Consider the following 20,177-nt stretch of genomic DNA (forward strand, 5'->3'; position numbering starts at 1 on the left):
GGCGTCGCCCCGACACGATGGGCGGCGCCGCGTGAGCGCGCTCGCCGATCGGCTCGACGCCGTGCGCGCCGGTATCGCCGACGCGGCCCGCGACGCCGGTCGCGACACCGCCGAGGTCACCACGATCGTGGTGACCAAGTTCCACCCGGAGTCGCTCATCCGCGAACTCGCGAGCCTCGGGGTCCGCGACATCGGCGAGAACCGGCACCAGGAGGCGCAGGCCAAGGCCCGTGCCCTGGCCGACCTCGACCTGCGGTGGCACTTCGTCGGCCAGTTGCAGAGCAAGAAGGCACGGCAAGTGCGCGCCTACGCCTCGGTGATCCACTCGATCGACCGGGACTCCCTCGTCGACGCGCTGCGATCGGAGGAGCACGAGGTCGACGGCTTCATCCAGGTCAACCTGACGAGCGACCCCGACCGCGGCGGCGTCGCGCCCGAGGCCCTCGAGCCGCTGGTCGAGCGCGTGCTCGCCACGCCCGGGATCCGATTGCTCGGACTGATGGCGGTCGCGCCGCTCGACGAGCCGGCCCGCGCCGCCTTCGCGCGCGTGCGCGCGATGTCCGATCGCGTCCGCTCGCTCGCACCCGCGGCGACGTCGCTGTCGATGGGCATGTCCCACGACTATCGCGACGCGATCCTGGAGGGTGCGACACACCTTCGCATCGGCACCGCAATCACGGGCAACCGCCCGGCCTGAGGCTAGCCTCGAAGCACGGAACCACTGACGGAGGCAGCGATGTCGAACCCGCTCAAGAAGACCATGGTCTACCTGGGACTCGCCGACGAGGAGCTCGAGCCGGAGTCACCCCCGGCCACCGCGTCGCCGGCGCCGGTCATGCACGCCGCGCCTGCGCCCGCTGCCAAGGGCGGAGCCGCCGTCACCCCCCTCCGAAAGCACCATGTGCAACCGACACCCACGCAGGCGGAGATGAACGAGATCCTCACGGTGCACCCGCGCCAGTACCGAGACGCCCAGGTGATCGCCGAGTCCTTCCGCGAGGGGGTCCCGGTCATCATCAACCTCTCGCAGATGTCGGACGCCGACGCGCGTCGTCTCATCGACTTCGCGAGCGGCCTGTCGCAGGGCCTCCACGGCAAGATCGAGCGAGTGACGAGCAAGGTCTTCCTGCTCTCCCCGGCGCACGTCGTGGTGTCGGGCGAGGCCGGCGAGGCGGAGGGGGACGTGGACTCCTCCTTCTTCTCGCACGCGTAGACTCCCGGACGTGAGCGCACTCGCTGTCGTCTGGAACCTCGTCTACACGCTCCTCCTCATCTACTTCTTCGTGATGTGGGCGCGGTTCGTGCTCGACCTCGTGCGGACGTTCAACCGGTCGTGGCGCCCGCGCGGCGTCGTCCTGGTGATCGTCGAGGCGGTGTACACCGTCACCGACCCGCTCGTGCGGTTCTTCCGCCGACTCATCCCGCCGATCCGGCTCGGACAGGTCGCGCTCGACCTCGGATGGAGCGTCGCGATGCTCGTCGTCATCATCGCGATGACCGTCGTCTCGTGGCTCGCGGCGGGGGCTGCGGCGGCGGCCTGATCCTCGGCGCGGATCAGGGCGCGCCGACCGACCGGCGCACTGCACGAGCGAGGTTCTCTTGCTACCGTTAGCAGAACGTGATCGAACCGTTCGACAGATTTGAGGGTGGGAAGCCATGGCGCTAACTCCGGAAGATGTGGTCAACAAGCGCTTCCAGGCGACGAAGTTCCGGGAGGGCTACGACCAGGACGAAGTCGACGACTTCCTCGACGAGGTGGTCGTCGAGCTGCGCCGCCTGAACCAGGAGAACGAGGAGCTGCGTCAGCGCCTCTCCGCCGCCGAGTCGCGGGCCGCCGACGGTGCCGGAGCCGCCGCCGCTCCGACGTACGCCGAGCCCGCTCCCGCCGCTCCGACGGTCGCCGCCCCCGCGCAGGCCGCAGTCCCGCAGTCCGAGATCGATGAGCAGACGAGCACCACGAACCTGCTGCAGCTCGCGCGTCGCCTCCACGAGGAGCACGTCCGCGAGGGCGTCGAGAAGCGCGATGCGCTCATCGCCGAGGGCCACGCCACCGCCGCGCGCATCGTCGCAGAGGCCGAGGCGAAGCAGCGCGCGCAGATGGGCATCCTCGACCAGGAGCGGGTCGCGCTCGAGAAGCGCGTCGACGAGCTCCGCGTCTTCGAGCGCGACTACCGCGCCAAGCTGAAGAGCTACATCGAGGGCCAGTTGCGCGACCTCGACACGGCGCAGCCGGTCCAGGTCGGCGGCGCGGGCTACGCCCCGACGACGTCCGGCGAGCAGCCCGCACCGACCTTCCAGGGCTTTGGCGGCTGAGCGGGGGGCCAGGCTCGGCGTCACCGCACTGCTGATCCTGGTCGGCGTCTCGATCACGGTCTACGCCGTCGACCAGGTCAGCAAGTACTTCGTCGTCACCACCCTCGCCGAGGGCGAGACCGTCCGGGTGATCGGCGACGTGCTGCACTGGCAGTTCGTCCGGAACCCCGGTGCGGCCTTCTCGTTCGCCAGCGGCATGACGTGGGTGTTCACGATCCTCGCCGCGGGCGTGATCACCTTCATCATCTGGTTCGCACGTCGCATCCGCTCGGTCGCCTGGGCGCTCGTCTTCGGGCTCCTGCTCGGGGGCGTGCTGGGCAACCTCACCGACCGGCTGTTCCGCGAGCCGGGATTCGGCATCGGACACGTGATCGACTTCATCTCGACGCCGTGGATGCTCCCGGCGATCTACAACGTCGCCGACATCGCAATCGTGTCGAGCATGATCCTGTTCATGATCCTCACGATCCGGGGCATCGGGCTCGACGGGTCGCGCCCGGTCCGCGACGACGGCGGGACGGATGCCGCGTCGCCCGACGCAGGCCGCGAGGCACGCGGCGGGGGCGCACCGGCCGAGCTCGCCCACGAGTCCTGACGTGGAGCATCGCATTCTGCCCGTCCCCGACGGGCTCGACGGCGTCCGGGTCGACGCGGGGCTCGCGAAGCTGCTCGGCTTCTCGCGCACGCAGGCCGCCGAGTTCGCCGAGGCCGGCGGCGTCAGCCTGGACGGGCGGACGGTCGACAAGTCCGATCGGCTCCGTGCCGGAGCGTGGCTCGAGGTGAGCTGGACGCCCCCGCGGACGCTCGAGGTCGAGCCGATCCCGGTGCCCGACCTCGGGATCGTGCACGACGACGAGCACATCGTCGTCGTCGACAAGCCCGCCGGCGTCGCCGCCCACCCGTCGCTCGGATGGGAGGGGCCGACGGTGGTCGGCGCCCTCGCGGCATCCGGCTACCGCATCTCGACCTCGGGAGCGCCCGAGCGCCAGGGGGTCGTGCACCGGCTCGACGCCGGCACGAGCGGACTCATGGTCGTCGCGAAGTCCGAGACCGCGTACACCGCGCTGAAGCGCGCGTTCCACGACCGCGAGGTCGAGAAGATCTACCACGCGGTCGTGCAGGGCCACCCCGACCCGCTCGCGGGCACCATCGACGCTCCCGTCGGGCGGCACCCGCGTTCCGAGTGGAAGTTCGCGGTCATCGCCGACGGCAAGCACGCCGTCACGCACTACGAGACGATCGAGGCGTTCCCGTACGCCTCGCTCCTGGAGATCCACCTCGAGACCGGGCGGACCCACCAGATCCGAGTGCACATGTCGGCACAGCGGCATCCCTGCGCGGGTGACACGATGTACGGCGCCGACCCGACGTTGAGCGCCCGGCTGGGCCTCGCACGGCAGTGGCTGCACGCGAAGCAGCTGTCGTTCGCGCACCCTGGCACGGGGGACTGGTCGACCTACGAGTCGGACTACCCGGCCGACCTCCAGCACGCGCTCGACGTGCTCTCCGGCGACTGAAACGCCCGGCTCGGGAGGCCACCGTGCCGGTGGTCGCCAATAGACTGCAAGCACCCCGCAACCGCTCGCTGCACGACCGAAGAGGAGCCCTGTGGCCGCCGACTCCTTCGTCCACCTCCACGTCCATTCCGAGTACTCGATGCTCGACGGGGCGGCACGGGTCGGCGAGTTGATGAAGGCGGCCTCGGCCGAGGGCATGCCGGCCGTCGCGATGACCGACCACGGCAACGTGTTCGGCGCGTACGACTTCTGGAAGCAGGCGACGGATGCCGGGGTCAAGCCGATCATCGGCACGGAGGCGTACCTCACCCCCGGCACCCACCGCAGCGACAAGACGCGCGTGCGCTGGGGTAACGGCGGCGGCGACGATGTCTCGGGCTCGGGTGCGTACACGCACATGACCCTGCTCTCGGAGACCACCGAGGGCATGCACAACCTCTTCCGCCTCTCGAGTCGCGCGTCGATCGAGGGGTACTACTTCAAGCCGCGCATGGACCGCGAGCTGCTGCAGACGTATTCGAAGGGGCTCATCGCCACGACCGGGTGCCCGTCGGGCGAGGTCCAGACGCGACTGCGACTCGGCCAGTACGACGAGGCCGTGCAGGCGGCGGCGGAGTTCCGCGACATCTTCGGCAAGGAGAACTTCTTCGCCGAGATCATGGACCACGGCCTCGGCATCGAGAAGCGGATCATGGACGACCTGCTCCGGCTCGCGAGGGAACTCGACCTGCCGCTCGTCGCGACGAACGACCTGCACTACACGCACGCCCACGACGCGAAGAGCCACGCGGCGCTGCTCTGCGTCCAGTCGGGTTCGACGCTCGACGACCCGAACCGGTTCAAGTTCGACGCCGACGAGTTCTACCTGAAGTCCGCCGACGAGATGCGGCACCTCTTCCGCGACCACCCCGAGGCGTGCGACAACACCCTGCTCATCGCCGAGCGCTGCGACGTGCAGTTCAACACGAGCGCCAACTACATGCCCCGCTACCCGGTGCCGTCCGGGGAGGACGAGCAGAGCTGGTTCGTCAAGGAGGTCGAGAAGGGCCTCCACGAGCGCTACCCGGCGGGCATCCCGGACGAGGTGCGGAAGCAGGCCGACTACGAGGTCGGCGTCATCTCGCAGATGGGGTTCCCCGGCTACTTCCTCGTCGTCGCCGACTTCATCAACTGGTCGAAGGACAACGGCATCCGGGTGGGCCCGGGTCGTGGCTCGGGCGCCGGCTCGATGGCGGCGTACGCCATGCGGATCACCGACCTCGACCCGCTCCAGCACGGCCTCATCTTCGAGCGGTTCCTGAACCCCGACCGCGTCTCGATGCCCGACTTCGACGTGGACTTCGACGAGCGTCGTCGCGGCGAGGTCATCAAGTACGTCACCGACAAGTACGGCGACGAGCGCGTGGCGCAGATCGTCACCTACGGCACGATCAAGGCCAAGCAGGCGCTGAAGGACTCCAGCCGCGTGCTCGGGTTCCCGTTCGGCATGGGCGAGAAGCTCACCAAGGCCATGCCCCCCGCGGTCATGGGCAAGGACATCCCGCTCTCGGGCATCCTCGACAAGGACCACCCGCGCTACAAGGAGGCCGGGGACATCCGCGCCCTCATCGAGACGGATGCCGAGGCGAAGACCGTCTTCGACACGGCGCTGGGGCTCGAGAACCTCAAGCGCCAGTGGGGCGTGCACGCCGCGGGCGTCATCATGTCGAGCGAGCCGCTGATCGACATCATCCCGATCATGAAGCGGGAGCAGGACGGCCAGATCGTCACGCAGTTCGACTACCCCGCCTGCGAGTCGCTCGGCCTGATCAAGATGGACTTCCTGGGCCTCAGGAACCTGACCATCATCGACGACGCGCTCGACAACATCGAGGCCAACCGCGGCTTCCGCCCCGTGCTCGAGGACCTCGAGCTCGACGACCCCGAGGCGTACGCGCTCCTCTCCCGCGGTGACACGCTCGGGGTCTTCCAGCTCGACGGCGGTCCGATGCGATCGCTGCTGCGGCAGATGAAGCCCGACAACTTCGAGGACATCTCGGCCGTCATCGCGCTCTACCGTCCGGGCCCGATGGGTGCGAACTCGCACACGAACTACGCGCTGCGCAAGAACGGGCTGCAGGAGATCACGCCGATCCACCCCGAGTTCGCGGAGTCGCTGAAGGACATCCTCGACACCAGCTACGGCCTCATCATCTACCAGGAGCAGGTCATGGCCATCGCGCAGCGCGTCGCGGGCTTCAGCCTGGGCCAGGCCGACATCCTGCGTCGCGCGATGGGCAAGAAGAAGAAGTCCGAGCTCGACAAGCAGTACGAGGGCTTCTCCGGCGGGATGAAGGCGAACGGCTACTCGGACGCCGCGATCCAGAAGCTCTGGGAGATCCTGCTCCCCTTCTCCGATTACGCGTTCAACAAGGCGCACTCCGCGGCCTACGGCGTGCTCAGCTACTGGACCGCCTACCTCAAGGCGCACTACCCGGCCGAGTACATGGCGGCCCTGCTCACGAGCGTCGGCGACGCGCGCGACAAGCTGGCGCTCTACCTCAACGAGTGCCGCCGGATGGGCATCAAGGTGCTTCCGCCCGACGTGAACGAGTCGATCGGGTTCTTCGCCGCCGTCGGCGACGACATCCGCTTCGGCCTCGGTGCCGTCCGCAACGTCGGCTTCAACGTGGTCGATGCGATCCGCGCGGCACGCGACGCGAAGGGGCGCTTCGAGACCTTCCACGACTTCCTGAAGAAGGTGCCGACGCAGGTTGCGAACAAGCGCACGGTCGAGTCGCTCGTGAAGGCGGGTGCGTTCGACTCGCTCGGCCACACGCGACGTGCGCTCGTCGAGATCCACGAGGGTGCCGTCGAGGCGGCGGTGAAGGAGAAGCGCGCCGAGGAGAACGGCGACGTCGGCTTCGACTTCGACAGCCTCTTCGAGGACCACGAGAAAGAGTCGGCGCCGTCCCCGGTGCCCGATCGGCCCGAATGGGCCAAGCGCGACAAGCTGGCCTTCGAGCGCGAGATGCTCGGGCTCTACGTGTCCGACCATCCGCTGGCCGGCCTCGAGGCGACGCTCGCGAAGCACGCCTCGACGACGATCACCGACCTGATGAGCTCGGATGCCACGCAGGACGGCGAGGTCGCCACCATCGCCGGCCTCGTGACGAGCGTGCAGCACCGCGTCGCCCGCCAGTCCGGGAACCAGTACGGAATGATCCAGGTCGAGGACTTCTCGGGCGAGATCACCGTCATGTTCATGGGCAAGGCGTACCAGGAGTTCGCGCCGGCGCTGAAGGGCGACTCGATCGTCGTGGTGCGGGGTCGCGTCAGCATGCGCGACGACGGCATGAACCTGCACGCCTACAGCGTGTTCGAACCCGAGGTCGGCACCGACGACGGCACCGGGCCGGTCGTGATCTCCCTGCCCGACGTCCGGGCGACGACCGACACCATCACGGCGCTCGGCGACGTGCTCATCCGTCATCGCGGCGACACCGAGGTGCGGCTGAAGCTCACGAAGGGCCGCACGGCGCGGGTGTTCGAGCTGCCGTACCCGGTCGCGGTGAGTGCCGACTTCTACGGCGAGCTGAAGAGCCTCCTGGGGCCGAACTGCCTCACGTGACGTCGCTTCCAGCGACGATGCGGCGCGGCTCGCTAGGCTGAGCGGGCCATGCTACGCACGATCGACCTCCGCGGCACCCGCCCGACCCCGTCAGAACTGCTCGCGCTCGTGCCGAGGGCGGCAACCGACGTGGCCGCGGCCCTCGAGCCGGCCCGAGCCCTCATCGACGACGTGCGCGCGCGCGGCGAAGCCGCGCTGGTCGACCAGGCCGAGCGGTTCGACCGCGTCCGACCGACGGCCGTGCGGGTCGCCGCAGCCGAGCTCGCCTCGGCGCGTGCCGCGCTCCGACCCGACGTCCGGCGGGCCGTCGAGTCCACGATCGAGCGGGTCAGGGCCGCGAGCGCGGCGCAGGTCCCGGACCCGGTGCGGACGGTCCTCGCGTCCGGCGCCGTGGTCGAGCAGCGCTGGCAGCCGGTCGGTCGCGTCGGGCTCTACGTGCCGGGCGGCAAGGCGGTCTACCCCTCGAGCGTCGTGATGAACGTCGTGCCCGCGCAGGTCGCCGGCGTGCGGTCGATCGCCCTCGCCTCGCCCGCCCAAGCGGCGCACGGCGGCCGAATCCACCCGACGATCGCGGGTGTCGCGGCGCTCCTCGGCATCGACGAGGTCTACGCGATGGGCGGCGCCGGTGCGATCGGCGCCTTCGCGTACGGCGTTCCCGACCTCGGGCTCGAACCCGTGCAGCGCGTCACCGGTCCCGGCAACGTCTTCGTCGCGGCGGCCAAGCGCGTCGTGCAGGGCGTGACCGGCATCGACGCCGAGGCGGGGCCCACCGACATCCTCGTCATCGCCGATGATTCGGCCGACGCCGACTTCGTGGCATCCGACCTCGTGAGCCAGGCCGAGCACGACGAACTCGCCGCGGCGGTGCTCGTCACCGACTCGGCCGCCCTGGCCGAACGCGTGCTCGAGCGGCTCGTGGTCCGCGCCACCGAGACCCGCCACTCCGAGCGGATCCGCGCCGCGCTCGACGGCGCCCAGTCGGCGGTCGTGCTGGTCGACGACCTGGAGCAGGCGGCCGACTTCGCGAACGCGTTCGGAGCCGAGCACCTCGAGATCCAGGTGCGCGACGCCGACGCGGTGCTCGCGCGCATCGAGAACGCCGGGGCCATCTTCATGGGCCCGTACTCCCCGGTCAGCCTCGGCGACTACGCCGCGGGCTCGAACCACGTGCTGCCCACCGGGGGCCAGTCGCGTCACGCCGCCGGGCTGTCGGCGGCGACCTTCCTGCGCCCGCAGCAGGTCGTCCGCTACGACGAGGACGCGCTGCGCGAGGTCGCCCCCGTCATCGCGACGCTCTCCGAGGAGGAGGACCTCCCCGCCCACGGCGAGGCGGTGACCGCCCGCTTCGCCGAGCGACGCTGATCCCGACGCTACGCTGGGAGCACCATGTACTGCCCCTTCTGCCGCCACCCCGATTCCCGCGTCATCGACTCGAGGACGAGCGACGACGGACTCTCGATCCGGCGTCGACGCCAGTGCCCGGAATGCGGCCGCCGGTTCTCGACGACCGAGACGGCGAGCCTCGCGGTCATCAAGCGATCGGGCGTGATCGAGCCGTTCAGCCGCGAGAAGGTCGTGCTGGGCGTGAAGAAGGCCTGCCAGGGTCGCCCGGTCACGGATTCCGACCTGGCTGTGCTCGCGCAGAAGGTCGAGGAGACGATCCGGTCGACCGGCGCGTCGCAGATCGAGGCGAACGACATCGGCCTGGCCATCCTCCCGCCGTTGCGGGAGCTCGACGAGGTCGCGTACCTGCGCTTCGCGAGCGTGTACCAGGCGTTCGAGTCGCTCGACGACTTCGAGTCGGCGATCGAGGCGCTCCGCGAGGAGCACGGGCGGCTGCCCGCGCGGCCGGCCGAGTGACGTCGGCGTCGGGCGGCCCCACGCCGCTCCGGTAGCCTGATCCAGGCATGTATCGACTCCTCTTCTCCCTCGGCTTCTCGCGCATGGATCCCGAGCGCGCCCACCACCTCGCGTTCCGCGTCATCCGAGCCCTCCCCGCGCTCGGCGTCGGGCGGCTCGTGGAGCGCGCCACCGGCCCCGCGCCCGAACTCGCGGTCGATGCGCTCGGCCTGCGCTTCCCCTCGCCGTTCGGCGTCGCCGCCGGCTTCGACAAGGACGCGCTGGCGGTCGTGGGCCTCGGGAACCTGGGCTTCGGCCACGTCGAGGTCGGCACGATCACGGCCCTGCCCCAACCGGGCAACGAGCGGCCGCGGCTGTTCCGCCTCATCGCCGACCGTGCCCTCATCAACCGCATGGGCTTCAACAACGGCGGGGCGGATGCCGCGGCCGGCCGCGTCTCCCGACTCTCGCGTCGACGGCGCCGTCCGGTGCTGGGCGTGAACATCGGCAAGAGCCGGGTCACGCCCGTGGAGCGCGCGACCGACGACTACGTGCGGAGCACCAAGGTGCTCGCGCCGCACGCCGACTACCTCGTCGTGAACGTCAGCTCGCCGAACACGCCGGGCCTCCGCGGACTGCAGGAGCTCGACGCGCTCGCGCCGCTGCTCGAGGCCGTCCGCGCGTCCGCGGGTCGCACGCCGCTCCTGGTGAAGATCGCCCCCGACCTCGAGGACGCGGAGGTCGTGCGCATCTGCGAGCTCGTCGTCCGGCTCGGCCTCGACGGCATCATCGCGACGAACACCACGATCTCCCGTGCGGGGCTCGTCACGCCCGCCGCCGAGGTCGAGGCCATCGGTGCGGGCGGCCTCTCCGGGGCGCCGCTCGCGGCGCGCTCCCTGGCCGTGCTGAAGCTCATCCGCGAGCACGTGCCGGCCGGGCTCTGCGTGGTGTCGGTCGGCGGCGTGGAGACCGCCGAGGACGTGCAGGAGCGGCTCGACGCGGGCGCGACGCTGGTGCAGGGGTACTCGGCGTTCATCTACCGCGGACCGCTGTGGGCCCGCGAGGTGAACCGGGGCCTCGAGCGGATCCGACGCGAGCGTCGCGTCGCGGCATCCGTCGCCTGACCGGGGGCGCGGTCGGTCGACGGCGGGTCGATCGCGGATCTCGGAGTACGCCCGAGGCGCCTCAGAGCATCCCGACGTCGGACAGCCGGTCGGCGAGCGTCGCGCCGTCGCTCGCGGAGACCCAGGGGACGTCAGCGCCGTGCTGCTCGGACCTCGAGCGTCCGCCGGCGAGCACGGCCTCGCCGGGGGAGAGCTCGCGGATCGCGATCGCGGCGACGCGGTCCGGATGCTCTCGTGCGAAGGCGGCGTAGAGCTCCTCGTCGTGCTGGCCGTCGTCGCCGATCATCAGCCACCGGACATTCGGGAACTCCTCGGCGAGCCGCCGCAGGTTGTCGCTCTTGTGCTCCTGCCCGCTGCGGAACCAGCGGTCGTGCGTCGGGCCCCAGTCGGTGAGCAGCAGCGGACCAGCCGGGTAGAGGTTGCGGGACAGGAAGCGGGTGAGCGTCGGCGCGACGTTCCACGCGCCCGTGGAGAGGTAGATGACCGGAGAACCCGGATGCCGGCGCGCGAGGCGCTCGTACAGCACCGCCATCCCCGGGGTGGGGCTCCTGGCGTGCTCGTCGAGGACGAAGGTGTTCCAGGCCGCGACGAACGGGCGGGGGAGGGCGGTCACCATCACGGTGTCGTCGACGTCGGAGATGATCCCGAAGTCGACGTCGGGCCCCACGATCCGGATCGGAGCCTCGACCGGTTCGCCGCCGTGCACGCTCAGCACCGCGTGCGTCCATCCCGGCTCGAGTCGCGCCGGAACCCTCGTGTCGACGACCCCGCCGCGGTCGGCGAGCACCTCGATGCGCTGGCCGCCCACCTCGATGGTCACCGGCACGTCGCCGACGGGCACGCTGGTGAAGCTCCGCCAGCCGCGGATGCCCTGCTCGCGGCGCTGCCGGCGGCGCTTGGACGTCTCGTCGGGGCGGATCGGCTTCGAGAGCAGTACGCGGCAGAACACGCGGACCCACTCGGTCGAGCCGTACCCGGTGTACGGGACGACGGTCGGGATGTGGCCTCGGCCGCGCGCCCACCGCTCGCGCACCTCGTGGAACCAGTCCTCGGCGCGCGCGGCGCCGTGCCGGGCCGGCCGTTGCCGGGCACCGGCCGGGTCGGGGGAACGCTCCGGCATCCCGTCAGTCTTTCACGGACCCGGGGGCGGATGCGAAACCCGCCGCCCCCGGAAGCGGACTTCCCCTCAGACCCGGGTAGAGTGGTCCGGCGAACAAGGAGGACCCGTGCCGAACATCGACCTGATCCTGGGGGCCGATCACGGGCGGAGGCGCTCGGTGCGTACCGAGCCCACGCAGCGACGCAGCTCCCAACGGCTGGACGCACTGCTGGACGCCGCCGCCGAGATCGTGGACGAACTCGGATTCGAGCGCCTGACCACGCAGATGGTCGCCGAACGCGCCGGTGCGTCGATCGGCACCGTGTACCGGTACTTCCCGGATCGCGTGGCCGTCCTCCACGCGCTGCGGGAACGGAGCGTGCGACGCTTCCGCGAGCGGCTGGCCGAGGCGGTCGACGGGGTCGAGCTCTCCGCGTGGTGGGAGGTCGTCGACCTCGCGCTCGACGTCTGCACCGAGCTGTACCGCGAGGAGCCGGGCTTCGCCGTGGTCTACTCCGCACCGCGCGAGGCGTCCGAGCTCGACGGCGAGCCCGAGATCGCGCACCGCGTCGCGCGGCTCCTCGAGCACGACTTCGGCGTGATCGACGACGCCGAGGTCCGACTCCGGCTCGGCATCGCGCTCGAGATCGGCGCCACGCTCATCCACCGGGCGTTCGTTCGCGATGCCGTCGGCGATGCGCGCTACCTGGATGAGGCGCACCGCGTGGTCCGGGACTACCTCGGCCGCCACCTGGCCGATCAGCTCGCCGCCGCGCCCGCGGCCTGAGCATCCGCGGCGAACGGCCGCGCAGCCCGTTGCCACTCCGCCGCCGAGGTGTTTGGCTTGAGGACCGGCGCCGGTCGGCGCCCGTGACCGACGGAGAGGCAGCATGATCGAGTTCCGCGGTGTCACCAAGCAGTTCCCCGACGGGACGGTCGCCGTCCACGACGTGGACATCGTCATCCCGCCCCGGAAGACCACGGTCCTCGTCGGGTCGTCGGGTTCCGGCAAGACGACGCTCCTCCGGATGATCAACCGGATGGTCGACCCGACCGGCGGGCAGGTGCTCATCGACGGCACGGATGTCGCGACCGTCGACCCGGTCAAGCTCCGCCGCGGCATCGGCTACGTGATGCAGAACGCCGGGCTCCTGCCGCACCGGAAGGTCATCGACAACGTCGCGACCGTCCCTCTGCTGCGCGGCGTGTCGCGTCGCGCGGCCCACGCGCACGCGCTCGAGCTGCTCGACACCGTCGGACTCGACCGGTCATTGGCCGACAAGTACCCCGCCCAGCTCTCGGGCGGCCAGCAGCAGCGCGTGGGCGTGGCCCGCGGGCTCGCGGTGGACCCGAACATCCTGCTGATGGACGAGCCGTTCGGCGCGGTCGATCCGATCGTCCGGGCCGAGCTGCAGCAGGAGCTCCTGCGGCTCCAGGGCGAACTCGGCAAGACCGTGGTGTTCGTCACGCACGACATCGACGAGGCGTTCCTCCTCGGCGACCAGGTCGTCATCATGCAGCAGGGAGGCCTCATCTCGCAGGCCGCGTCGCCGGCGGAGATCCTCGCGCATCCCGCGGACGCGTTCGTCGCGGACTTCGTGGGCGCCGACCGCGGCAAGCGGGCGCTGCACGTCACCGAGGTCGACGGGCGCCGCGTCGTCGTGGATGCGGACGGCAGGGCCGCCGGGGTCCTGGCCTCGTGAACTGGCTCTGGTCGAACCTCGACCTCGTCGGCGAGCTCATGCTCGTCCACCTCGCATTGTCGGTGCCGGCGATCATACTGAGCTTCGTGATCTCCGTGCCGATCGGATGGCTCGCCCACCGCTACCGGTGGTCGAGAGGCGTCCTGCTGTCGATCTGCGGACTGCTCTACGCCATCCCGTCGCTCGCGCTGTTCATCGCCCTGCCGGCCTTCACGGGCCTCAGCCTGCGATCCCCGGTGAACCTCGTGATCGCGCTGACGCTCTACGGCATCGCGGTCATCGTGCGCACGTCGGCCGACGCGTTCGACTCGGTCGAGCGCGACATCCGGCAGTCGGCCACGGCGGTGGGCTACTCGGGAGCCGGCCGGTTCTGGGGCGTCGAGCTGCCGCTCGCCGGGCCGGTGCTCCTCTCCGGCCTCCGCGTCGTCATCGTGAGCACCGTGAGCCTCGCGACGGTCGGAGCGGTGATCGGCGTGCAGAGCCTCGGGAGCCTCTTCACCGACGGGTTCCAACGCGGCATCCAGGTCGAGATCATCACCGGGATCGTGGCGACGATCGTGCTCGCGCTCGGACTCGACGCGTTGAGCGTCCTGCTCGGCCGCCTCCTGATGCCGTGGACCCGGCGCGGGGCGTCGAACGGCCGGGTCGCGGCCTCCCGGCGCGCCAGGAGGGAGACGGCGTGAACCTCTTCCTCGACGCCTTCGCGTGGCTGGCCGACCCCGCGAACTGGACCGGGCCGGGCAGCATCCCGCAACGGATCGCCGAGCACCTGTGGGTCTCGGGCCTCGTGCTCGTGATCGCCTCCGTCATCGCCCTGCCCATCGGTGCGCTCGTCGGCCACACCGGCCGCGGTCGCGAACCGGCGGTCATGATCTCCGGCGGCCTGCGCGCACTACCGACGCTCGGCGTGCTGACCCTGTTCGGCATCTGGATCGGGATCGGCCTCGCGGCGCCCGTCATCTCACTCGTCATCCTCGCGATCCCGCCGCTGCTCGCCGGCGCGTACGCCGGCTTCGAGTCGGTCGACCGACGCACGATCGACGCGGCCCGGGCGATGGGGATGCGAGAACTGCAGGTGGTCGGAAAGGTCGAGCTCCCGCTGGGGATGCCGATCGTGGTCGGCGGCATCCGGTCGGCGACCCTCCAGATCATCGCGACCGCGACCCTCGCGGCGTACATCGCCGACGAGGGCCTCGGCCGCTTCATCTTCGCGGGGCTGAAGACCCGCGACTACGGCGAGATGCTGGGCGGGTCGATCCTCGTGATCGTGCTCGCGCTCGTCATCGACGGATGCTTCGCGCTCACGCAGCGCGTCGTCGTCCCCGCCGGCGTCCGCGCAACGCGAATCGCAGAGCTCCGTTCGCGGCCGACCCGGTCGCGAACGATCGTGGGGCGACCCAACACCGAAGGGAACCAGGAATGATCACAGCAGGAAAAGGCCGGCTCGTTGCGCTCGCAGCGGTCGCGGTCGGGGCGACAGTGGCCCTGGCAGGGTGTGCATCGGGCGATCCGCTCGACAGCGGATCGGATGGCGGCGACGCCGCCGGCGAGACCATCGTCGTCGGCTCGCAGGACTACTACTCCAACGAGATCATCGCCGAGCTCTACGCCCAGGCGCTCGAGGAGAACGGCTACACGGTCGATCGGCAGTTCCGCATCGGCCAGCGCGAGGTGTACATCCCCGAGATCGAGTCGGGCTCGATCGACGTCTTCCCCGAGTACACGGGCAACCTCCTCCAGTACTACGTGCCGGACACCACCGCCACGACGAGCGACGACGTCTACGACGAGCTCTCGACCTCGCTCCCCGACGGGCTGCGCGTGCTCGAGCAGTCGCCGGCGACCGATCAGGACTCCTACAACGTCACCCGGACGTTCTCCGAGGAGAACGGCGTGACCAGCCTCGCCGATCTGGCCGACGTCTCGACGCCGATCACGCTGGGCGGCAACTCCGAACTCGAGACGCGCCCCTACGGCCCCGAGGGGCTGCAGTCGGTCTACGGCGTCGAGGTGGCGTTCACGCCGATCGAGGACAGCGGCGGGCCGCTCACCCTCAAGGCGCTCGTCGACGATCAGGTGCAGATGGTGAACATCTACAGCGCCGACCCGAACATCGCCGCGAACGACCTCGTGACGCTCGAGGACCCGGAGGGGCTCTTCCTCGCCTCGAACGTCGTGCCCGTCGTGAGCGAGAAGGTCGACGACGAGATCGCCGCGATCATCGACACGGTGAGCGCGGCGCTCACCGCCGAGGACCTCGTCGCGCTGAACGCGCTGAGCGTCAACGAGCAGCAGTCCGCCGAGCAGATCGCGTCCGACTGGCTCGCGGAGCAGTCCCTCTTCTAGGAGGCGGAATCCTCTCGCGAGGGGTCGGCGGCTTCGGCGGCCGGCCCCTTCGCCGTGTCGGCGGGGGCGATGTGCGGCGGGATCACCGGATGCACCGTCGGCTCGGCCTCCGCCATGTGGCGCGCCTCGAGGCGCAGCAGGACCTTCTTCCCGAGCCAGGCCAGGACGAGGAAGAGGATGATGACGCCAACGAAGAGGTAGCCCGCCCAGTGCAGGTTGTCGCTCAGTTCGCGATAGCCGCCCGCTGCGGCCGAACCGACGCCGACATAGGCGAACGACCAGATGACGCAGGCGGGCGTGGTCCACGCCATGAACCGCCGGTAGGTCATGTCGCTCATGCCGACGGTCAGCGGAACGAGCGAGTGCAGCACGGGGAGGAACCTGGAGATGAAGACGGCCGGACCGCCGCGACGCGCCAGGTAGCGCTGCGCGCGATGCCAGTTGTGCTCGCCGATCCGGCGCCCGAGTCGGGAGTGCTGGATATGCGGCCCGAACCAGCGGCCCAGGGCGAAGCCGATGCTCTCGCCGATCAGGGCGCCGACGATGACCGCGATCGCGAGCGCGATGAACTCGACCGGACCCTCGACGCCGGTCGCCGCGACGATGACGATCGTGTCGCCCGGCACGATGAGGCCGATGAGCACTGAGGTCTCGAGCATGATGCCGATGCCCGCGAGCAGCGTGCGGATGACCGGGTCGACGCCCTGCACCGTCGCGAGGATGCCGTCCAGCAGCTCGTTCACGGTTCAGAGCCTATGGGCTGCGGCAGGGAAGTCGATCAGAATGCGATGGCGGCCAGCACGCACACCGGGACCGCGACGATCCCGGTGGCGAGCAGCCAGGTCGCATTCCGCGCGCGAGTGTCGAGCGGGTGCAGGTCGGCCTCGAGGCGCGCGAGCCGCCGTTCGAGGACGCGCTCGTCCGACTCGACCGCGTCGCCCGGCGCGTCGGCGTAGGCCGCCGCGGCCCCCGAACTGCCGACTCGCAGCAGGGCCGTGCGCAGCGGCTCGACGCCGACCCGACGGCGGGGCGCGTCGTCGGCCAGCATCTCGGTGAGCATCGCGACCGATCGCTCGGCCCGGTTCGCGATCGGGAACCAGGGCAGCGCGGCGTGCCAGGCCCGGAAGGCGAGCAGCACGAGGTGGTGGAGCTGGTCGAGGTGCGCGCGCTCGTGACCGACGACGGCCCGGAGTTCGTCCTCGTCGAGGAGGTCGACGAGACCGTCGGTGACGACGGTGGCCGTGCGCAGGCCCGGGACGCAATAGGCGACCGGCACCGGGTGGGCGAGCACTCGGGCGCCGGTGGTCTCGCTCGCGGGACTCGCCAGCAGGTCGATGAGCCGGTGCTGCCGGCGCCGGGTACGTTCGGCGCGCACGGCCGTGGTGCCGAGGTTCAGGGCGAGGTGGACCGTGAGCCCCACAGCGAGCGTGAGGGCGGCGAGGTGAACGACGCCGAATCCCTCGGCGATCGGTCCCGCGGCGAGGACCGGGACGAGCGCGGTCGCGGCGCCCGAGAGCGATCCGGCGGGCGACGCGCCGAAGGCCAGGAGCGCGCCGATCATCGCGAGGCCGCCGCCGAGCGCGATGCCCTGCCAGAGCACGAGCGCGGTCGCGGGGGAGCGGGCGGGCCACTCCGCGCGCGAGAGCGCGACGGGCACCGGCCAGGCGAGGGCGAGGGCGAGGGCGCCGAGCGCCAGTGCGGCGGCGATCACCTCAGTGGCGCACCAGGTCGTCGAGCAGGCGGCGCAGGGTGTTCGCCTCGCCGGCGCTCACGGTCCCGACGAAGCGCGCGAGCGCGGCGTCGCGGTCCGACGAGGAGGAGAGCACTTCGTGCATGAGCTCGGCCGTGTGCTCGGCGCGCGAGAGGAGGGCCGAGTACCGGTGGGGCCGCGTGTCGCGGCTCCGACCGACGAATCCCTTGCGCTCGAGTCGCGAGAGGACGGTCAGCACCGTGGTGGTCGCGGGCGCGCGTCCGGGTGCGGACCCGAGCGCGAGCCGGTCGCGGACCTCGTTGGCGGTGAGCGCTGCGTCGGTCATCCAGAGCTGCTCCATCACGGAGCGCTCCAGTTCGCCGAGACCTGCCATAGGACGAGGATACCGCGCAAGGGCCCAATGGTTCTACGTCGTGTAGAAAACATGCTCTACGCTCTGTAGAAGAATCGCGTCGACGATCGTTCCCATGAAAGGGGCTCCCGCGTGAACGAGTTGCTCGATCCGCTCCTGCTCGCCAGGTGGCAGTTCGGTCTCACCACGGTCTACCACTTCCTCTTCGTCCCGATCACGATCGGGCTGGCGACCTCCGCGGCGATCTTCCAGACCGCCTGGGTGCGAACCGGCAAGGTCGAGTACCTGCGGATCACGCGGTTCTTCGGCACGATCTTCCTCATCAACTTCGCCATGGGCGTCGTGACGGGCATCGTGCAGGAGTTCCAGTTCGGCATGAACTGGTCGGAGTACTCGCGCTTCGTCGGCGACGTGTTCGGCGCGCCGCTCGCGCTCGAGGGCCTGCTCGCGTTCTTCCTCGAGGCCACGTTCATCGGCCTCTGGATCTTCGGCTGGAACCGGCTGCCGCAGAAGCTGCACCTCGCCACCATCTGGGCGACGGCGATCGGCACCATCCTCTCGGCGTACTTCATCATCGCGGCGAACGCGTTCATGCAGAACCCGGTCGGCTACGAGATGAACGCCGAGCGCGGTCGCGCGGAGCTGGTCGACATCTGGGCCCTCCTGACGAACCCGGTCGCCCTGGCCGCATTCCCGCACACCATCGCCGCGTGCTTCATGGTGAGCTCCGGCCTCATCATCAGCGCCGCGGCCTGGCACCTCGCGCGCAACCAGCACCTCGACACGATGCGTCCGGCGCTGAAGTTCGGCCTGTGGGGCATGCTCATCTCCGGCGCGCTCACCACCTTCTTCGGCGACCAGCTCAGCCTCGCCATGGTCGCCACGCAGCCCATGAAGATGGCCGCGGCCGAGGCGACGTACGACACGGTCTGCGGCGCGGACGCCTCGTTCTCGCTGTTCACGCTCGGCACGCCCGACGGCACGAGCGAGCTCTTCTCCATCCGAGTGCCGTACCTGCTGTCGCTGCTGTCGACCCACTCGCTCGACGGGTGCGTCGAGGGCATCAACGACCTCCAGGCGCAGTACGCCGAGCTGTACGGCCCCGGCGACTACGCGCCCATCATCTGGGTCACCTACTGGGCCTTCCGCTGGATGATCGGCCTCGGCATGCTGCACGTGCTGATCGCGCTCGTCGGGCTCTGGCTCACCCGCAAGGGCCGCATGCCGAAGCAGCGCTGGGTCTGGACGGTCGCCGTGTGGAGCTTCCCGCTCTCGCTCGCGGCGATGATCGTCGGCTGGGTGTTCACCGAGATGGGCCGCCAGCCGTGGATCGTCTTCAGCCTCCTGCCGACCGAGTCGGCGGTCTCGCCCAACGTCACCGGCCTCGACGTGTTGATCTCGCTCGTCGCGTTCACGCTGATCTACGGCATCCTCGCCGTCGTCGAGGTGAAGCTCATCGTGCAGGCGGTGCGGAAGGGCCCGCCCGAGATCGCCCCGCCCGACCCGGAGACGGGCAAGGTCGAACACACCGCAACGGTCTACTAGGAGGACACGGACATGGATCTCGCAGTGCTCTGGTTCTGGATCGTCGCGTTCCTCTTCGTCGGCTACTTCGTCCTCGACGGGTTCGACTTCGGCGTCGGGATGTCGCTGCCCTTCCTCGGGAAGGACGACACCGATCGCCGGGTCCTCATCAACACCATCGGACCGGTCTGGGACCTCAACGAGACCTGGGTCATCGTCGCGGGCGCCGCGCTGTTCGCGGCGTTCCCCGAGTGGTACGCCACCCTCTTCTCGGGGTTCTACCTCGCCCTGCTGCTCATCCTGCTGGCGCTGATCGCGCGCGGCGTGTCGTTCGAGTACCGGCACCAGCGGCCGGAGGCCGCGTGGAAGCGGCGCTTCGACTGGATGATCATCGTCGGGTCGGCCGTGCCGGCGCTGCTGTGGGGCGTCGCGTTCGCCAACATCGTCCAGGGCGTGCCGCTCGACGCCGACCACAACTACACGGGCACGCTGTTCGACCTGCTGAACCCCTACGCGCTGCTCGGCGGGATCACGACGCTGCTCCTGTTCTTCACGCACGGCGTGGTGTTCGTCGCGCTGAAGACCGACGGCGACATCCGGGAGCGCGCGCGGCGGCTCGCGACGCGGGCGGGCGCGATCACGATCGTGGTCGCCGCATCCTTCCTGGTCTGGACGGGCCTCGCGCACGGCACGGCGTGGTTCTGGGGGCTGGCGGCGGTCGCGGCGCTCGCGCTCATCGGCTCGTGGCTCGCCAACGGTCGCGGAGCCGAGCGTGTCGCGTTCACGCTCATGGCGGTCACGATCGGCGCTGCGGTGTTCGCACTGTTCGCCGCCCTGTTCCCGGACGTCATGCCCGCGTCGAACGATCCGGCCAACAGCCTCACGATCGAGAACGCGTCGAGCACGCCCTACACGCTCACGGTCATGAGCTGGACGGCGCTCATCTTCCTGCCGCTCATCCTCGCCTACCAGGGCTGGACCTACTGGGTCTTCCGCAAGCGCGTCACCCGGCAGACGATCGACGCCGCCGCGCACTGAC

21 protein-coding genes are annotated in these 20,177 nt (G+C 70.3%); 17 read left to right on the plus strand and 4 right to left on the minus strand.

What is annotated here, in order from left to right; translation table 11 throughout:
• Positions 1 to 31: 31 nt before the first annotated feature.
• From ABME02_RS03615 to ABME02_RS03660, 10 genes are all read left to right on the plus strand, one after another.
• Positions 32 to 697, plus strand: a complete 666-nt coding sequence (locus ABME02_RS03615; RefSeq protein ID WP_353813920.1) for a YggS family pyridoxal phosphate-dependent enzyme — start codon at positions 32 to 34, stop codon at positions 695 to 697.
• Positions 698 to 736: 39 nt separating this feature from the next.
• Complete coding sequence (locus ABME02_RS03620) at positions 737 to 1,213, plus strand: cell division protein SepF (protein WP_353813921.1); 477 nt, start codon at positions 737 to 739, stop codon at positions 1,211 to 1,213.
• Positions 1,214 to 1,223: 10 nt separating this feature from the next.
• Positions 1,224 to 1,541, plus strand: a complete 318-nt coding sequence (locus ABME02_RS03625) for a YggT family protein (RefSeq protein ID WP_353813922.1) — start codon at positions 1,224 to 1,226, stop codon at positions 1,539 to 1,541.
• Positions 1,542 to 1,656: 115 nt separating this feature from the next.
• On the plus strand, positions 1,657 to 2,313 hold the full coding sequence (locus ABME02_RS03630; protein ID WP_353813923.1) for a DivIVA domain-containing protein: 657 nt from the start codon (positions 1,657 to 1,659) through the stop codon (positions 2,311 to 2,313).
• Positions 2,303 to 2,908 (plus strand): signal peptidase II, encoded by a 606-nt coding sequence (gene lspA / locus ABME02_RS03635; protein ID WP_353813924.1) that lies wholly within the window; start codon positions 2,303 to 2,305, stop codon positions 2,906 to 2,908. The genes ABME02_RS03630 and lspA overlap by 11 nt, the downstream gene beginning before the upstream one ends.
• A gap of 1 nt (position 2,909) precedes the next feature.
• Positions 2,910 to 3,830, plus strand: a complete 921-nt coding sequence (locus ABME02_RS03640) for an RluA family pseudouridine synthase (protein ID WP_353813925.1) — start codon at positions 2,910 to 2,912, stop codon at positions 3,828 to 3,830.
• Positions 3,831 to 3,969: 139 nt separating this feature from the next.
• Positions 3,970 to 7,440 (plus strand): DNA polymerase III subunit alpha, encoded by a 3,471-nt coding sequence (gene dnaE / locus ABME02_RS03645; protein WP_436408240.1) that lies wholly within the window; start codon positions 3,970 to 3,972, stop codon positions 7,438 to 7,440.
• Between the two features lie 48 nt (positions 7,441 to 7,488).
• Positions 7,489 to 8,802 (plus strand): histidinol dehydrogenase, encoded by a 1,314-nt coding sequence (gene hisD / locus ABME02_RS03650; RefSeq protein WP_353813927.1) that lies wholly within the window; start codon positions 7,489 to 7,491, stop codon positions 8,800 to 8,802.
• A 24-nt stretch (positions 8,803 to 8,826) separates the two neighbouring features.
• Entirely contained in the window at positions 8,827 to 9,300 is a 474-nt protein-coding gene (gene nrdR / locus ABME02_RS03655) for a transcriptional regulator NrdR (protein WP_129233566.1), read from the plus strand.
• Positions 9,301 to 9,347: 47 nt separating this feature from the next.
• Positions 9,348 to 10,403 (plus strand): quinone-dependent dihydroorotate dehydrogenase, encoded by a 1,056-nt coding sequence (locus tag ABME02_RS03660; protein WP_353813928.1) that lies wholly within the window; start codon positions 9,348 to 9,350, stop codon positions 10,401 to 10,403.
• Positions 10,404 to 10,464: 61 nt separating this feature from the next.
• Here the strand turns inward: ABME02_RS03660 and ABME02_RS03665 are convergent, their stop codons facing one another.
• Entirely contained in the window at positions 10,465 to 11,523 is a 1,059-nt protein-coding gene (locus ABME02_RS03665) for an App1 family protein phosphatidate phosphatase (RefSeq protein ID WP_353813929.1), read from the minus strand.
• Between the two features lie 106 nt (positions 11,524 to 11,629).
• Between ABME02_RS03665 and ABME02_RS03670 the strand changes: the two genes are divergently transcribed.
• From ABME02_RS03670 to ABME02_RS03690, 5 genes are all read left to right on the plus strand, one after another.
• A complete protein-coding gene (locus tag ABME02_RS03670; protein WP_353813930.1) occupies positions 11,630 to 12,289 on the plus strand; it encodes a TetR/AcrR family transcriptional regulator in 660 nt (219 codons plus the stop codon).
• 103 nt (positions 12,290 to 12,392) lie between these two features.
• The gene (locus ABME02_RS03675; protein ID WP_353813931.1) at positions 12,393 to 13,205 is read left to right on the plus strand and encodes an ABC transporter ATP-binding protein; all 813 of its coding nucleotides are present in this window, start codon (positions 12,393 to 12,395) and stop codon (positions 13,203 to 13,205) included.
• Positions 13,202 to 13,888: an ABC transporter permease gene (locus ABME02_RS03680; protein ID WP_353813932.1), complete on the plus strand. Its 687-nt coding sequence runs from the start codon at positions 13,202 to 13,204 to the stop codon at positions 13,886 to 13,888. The genes ABME02_RS03675 and ABME02_RS03680 overlap by 4 nt, the downstream gene beginning before the upstream one ends.
• On the plus strand, positions 13,885 to 14,628 hold the full coding sequence (locus ABME02_RS03685; protein ID WP_353813933.1) for an ABC transporter permease: 744 nt from the start codon (positions 13,885 to 13,887) through the stop codon (positions 14,626 to 14,628). Before ABME02_RS03680 ends, ABME02_RS03685 begins: the two co-directional genes overlap by 4 nt.
• Entirely contained in the window at positions 14,625 to 15,551 is a 927-nt protein-coding gene (locus ABME02_RS03690; protein ID WP_353813934.1) for an ABC transporter substrate-binding protein, read from the plus strand. Before ABME02_RS03685 ends, ABME02_RS03690 begins: the two co-directional genes overlap by 4 nt.
• Here ABME02_RS03690 and ABME02_RS03695 read toward each other — a convergent pair.
• From ABME02_RS03695 to ABME02_RS03705, 3 genes are read right to left on the minus strand one after another with little or no spacing between them, the layout of a single operon-like run.
• Positions 15,548 to 16,294 carry a DedA family protein gene (locus ABME02_RS03695; protein WP_353813935.1) on the minus strand — a complete coding sequence of 249 codons (747 nt, stop codon included), beginning with the start codon at positions 16,292 to 16,294 and terminating at the stop codon, positions 15,548 to 15,550. The genes ABME02_RS03690 and ABME02_RS03695 overlap by 4 nt on opposite strands.
• A 35-nt stretch (positions 16,295 to 16,329) precedes the next feature.
• Positions 16,330 to 17,262, minus strand: a complete 933-nt coding sequence (locus ABME02_RS03700) for a M56 family metallopeptidase (RefSeq protein WP_353813936.1) — start codon at positions 17,260 to 17,262, stop codon at positions 16,330 to 16,332.
• 1 nt (position 17,263) lies between these two features.
• Positions 17,264 to 17,635 (minus strand): BlaI/MecI/CopY family transcriptional regulator, encoded by a 372-nt coding sequence (locus ABME02_RS03705; RefSeq protein ID WP_353813937.1) that lies wholly within the window; start codon positions 17,633 to 17,635, stop codon positions 17,264 to 17,266.
• Between the two features lie 111 nt (positions 17,636 to 17,746).
• Here ABME02_RS03705 and ABME02_RS03710 point away from each other — a divergent pair, with 111 nt between their 5' ends.
• Positions 17,747 to 19,159, plus strand: coding sequence for a cytochrome ubiquinol oxidase subunit I (locus ABME02_RS03710; protein WP_353813938.1), 1,413 nt, complete (start codon positions 17,747 to 17,749; stop codon positions 19,157 to 19,159).
• Between the two features lie 12 nt (positions 19,160 to 19,171).
• Positions 19,172 to 20,176 (plus strand): cytochrome d ubiquinol oxidase subunit II, encoded by a 1,005-nt coding sequence (cydB, locus tag ABME02_RS03715; RefSeq protein ID WP_353813939.1) that lies wholly within the window; start codon positions 19,172 to 19,174, stop codon positions 20,174 to 20,176.
• Position 20,177 lies beyond the last annotated feature (1 nt).

Source organism: Agromyces zhanjiangensis (assembly GCF_040496055.1).
GTDB classification, from domain to species: domain Bacteria; phylum Actinomycetota; class Actinomycetes; order Actinomycetales; family Microbacteriaceae; genus Agromyces; species Agromyces zhanjiangensis.